We start from the raw sequence: 1,709 nt of genomic DNA, 5'->3' as shown, positions 1-1,709 counted from the left end.
TAAGACGCCCTCATCGATTTTAATCGCAGCGTGGCATTGATTATCCGTTTCAGCTTGCCGCACTCAATCACGTTGTTCCGGTACTTTATCTGTCGGTGCTCCACATCCGGCGGACATTTTCCTTCGTGCTTCAGCAACGCCAGTGCCCGCCCGTGTGTCGGGGCTTTATCGGTATTAATCAGCCGTGGAATTTGCCAGTACTTCGTATTATTCAGGGGTTTCCCCATAAAGCGGTATGCGGATTTACTGCTGCGGCGTGAGGATAGATAAAAATCAATAGTACAACCTCTGCTGTCGACTGCACGGTACAGATAAGCCCATCTGCCGTTAACTTTGATATAAGTTTCATCCAGATACCCTGAGCGAAACCCGGAAGGTTGACGCCTGTACCAACGTACCGCTCACAGAATAATATCGCGACTGAAATATCAGCCCTTGAATACGTTCATGCTTATCGCCACGGATGAAAAAGACTGCACGTTTTATCAGCGTTGCACTCTTTGCAACAGTTCCTTTCGGATCAAAGACACCAGTCTGAAAAATAATATAAAAAACAGTATGTTATCTGTTAGCACCTTAATGCGACATAGCCTATATTTGGCCTGGGAACCCAAGAAATCTGCCGGCATCGTTATTAAAGGCCCCATAAATTCCACCGATTTATGGGGCTTATTTTCGTTACTGAACACTCATCCATCCAAGTATTTTTACTATTTACTCAGATGATAGACTTATTACTTGCATGGGACATTTCTATCAGTGTCATATGCACCATTAATATTAACCTGCGCTATAAGCTTGGTGTCTGTGCCACTACCTAGAATTGCATTTTGAACTTCTGCAGCCGTATACGTCCCGGTATAATTGCCGCTGCTATCAGTGGACACGTTAATTAGTGACATCGTATTACTAGATGTTCCTAAATATATAGACATGGTTTGTACTCCTGGTTTTTCCAAATGAATACTATAGGTTGCGCCAGTAACTGATGAACATGTCGCCGTAAATGTTGAACCTGCATTACTAAATGTTGTGTAGGCATTTATTGTTGCTTTTTTGGATACAATAGTGTTTCCGTTTGCTTTCGCGGCCACTGTAATTGAACCTCTTGTACTCCCTTTCAGTGTCGCCGTGTAAACGCCGTTGTTTTCACTCACCGCGCTCACCGTGGTCCCGGTCACACCCGTCACCGCAAAGGTCACGTTGTTCATCCCTTTCACCGGATTGCCATTGCTGTCCTTCGGCGTGAAGCTCAGGGTGGTGGTGGTGCTGTTATCCGCCGGAATGCTGGCCGGGCTCACAGTCAGGTTCGATTGTGATGCATCAATGGACGCGGCCAGCTGGGCCTGGGTCGGGCTGTAGGTCACAGGCACGTTCTGGCTGCTGCCGTTAAACACCACCGGAATGGATTTATCACCCGGGGTGGTCGAGGCCGGCAGGGTCACCGTGGCGTTACCGTTGCTGTCGGTGGTCACCGTCTGGTCAGTGCCGTTCACCTTCACGGTGACGGCGGTATTTTTCAGGGGCTGACCGTCCGCACCGGTGATCGGTACGGTGGTGGTCGGGGTACTGGTTCCGTCCGCCGGGACCGACGCCGGAGCGGTTGCCGTGCCTGCCGTGGCCCCCGCCAGGTTCTGGGCGGCCGTATGGGTCAGGGTCACCGTGCCGGTGTTCTCCGCCGTGCCGTTCGCCTTCGCCGTGACCGTCGC

The 1,709-nt window shown here is 50.5% G+C and carries 1 protein-coding gene and 1 pseudogene; both read right to left on the bottom strand.

Going from position 1 to position 1,709, the window contains the following annotated elements; all coding sequences use genetic code 11:
• A pseudogene (locus tag M977_RS24805) lies at positions 1–398 on the bottom strand (DDE-type integrase/transposase/recombinase); the annotation flags it as partial.
• 336 nt (positions 399–734) lie between these two features.
• Positions 735–1,709: Ig-like domain-containing protein (locus tag M977_RS23700; protein WP_157092143.1), on the bottom strand; the 975-nt coding region annotated here is incomplete at its 5' end.

Source organism: Buttiauxella gaviniae ATCC 51604, assembly GCF_001654835.1.
Classification (GTDB): domain Bacteria; phylum Pseudomonadota; class Gammaproteobacteria; order Enterobacterales; family Enterobacteriaceae; genus Buttiauxella; species Buttiauxella gaviniae.
Note: the sequence above shows the minus strand (reverse complement) of the source record. Positions and strands in the feature narration are given on the sequence as shown.